The following is an 882-nucleotide window of genomic DNA, read 5'->3' as shown; positions in this document are numbered from 1 at the left end:
CCCGCCGCGCGGCCGCCTGCCCGGCGGCCCCGGCGGGCTGCGCACCCTGCACGCCCGCGCCCGCCGCGCCTGGGACCGCCCCCTGACGGCGTACTACCTGATCCTCGGCGGCTCGCTGCTCATCACCGTGCTGGGCCTGGTGATGGTCTACTCGGCCTCCCAGATCAAGGCCCTGCAGAGCGGCCTCGCCCCCACCTACTTCTTCCGCAAGCAGCTGCTCGCCGCCGCCCTCGGCACCGGGCTGCTCCTGGTGGCCGCCCGGCTGCCGGTGCGGTTCCTGCGGGCGCTCGCCTACCCGCTGCTCGCCGCCTCGGCCGTGCTGCTCGTCCTCGTCCAGGTGCCCGGCATCGGCGAGACCATCAACGGCAACACCAACTGGATCTCCCTCGGCGGCCCCTTCCAGGCCCAGCCCAGCGAGTTCGCCAAGCTCGCCCTGGTGCTCTGGGGCGCCGACCTGCTGGCCCGCAAACAGCACAAGAAGCTGCTCACCCAGTGGAAGCACCTCCTGGTGCCGCTGGTGCCCGTCACGTTCGTGCTGCTCGGCCTGATCATGGTCGGCGGCGACATGGGCACCACCGTGGTGCTCACCTTCGTCCTCTTCGGCCTGCTCTGGGTGGCCGGCGCCCCCACCCGGCTGTTCGCCGGAGTGATCGGTGTCACAGGCGCGCTCGCCGTCCTGTTCATCAAGACCAGCGCCAACCGGATGTCCCGCCTGGACTGCATCGGCGCCACCGACCCGGGCGCCAACGACCAGTGCTGGCAGGCCGTGCACGGGATCTACGCGCTGGCCAACGGCGGTTGGTTCGGTGCCGGACTGGGCGCGAGCGTCGAAAAATGGGGCGAACTGCCCGAGCCCCACACCGACTTCATCTTCGCGATCAC

At 71.4% G+C, this 882-nt stretch carries 1 protein-coding gene; it reads left to right on the top strand.

Annotated features, from left to right (window positions below):
* The coding region (locus JNW98_RS05955; protein ID WP_372459171.1) for an FtsW/RodA/SpoVE family cell cycle protein at positions 1 to 882 on the top strand (882 nt) is incomplete at both ends.

The organism is Streptomyces huiliensis (genome assembly GCF_020037025.1).
Classification (GTDB): Bacteria; Actinomycetota; Actinomycetes; order Streptomycetales; family Streptomycetaceae; genus Streptomyces; species Streptomyces huiliensis.
Note: the sequence above shows the minus strand (reverse complement) of the source record. Positions and strands in the feature narration are given on the sequence as shown.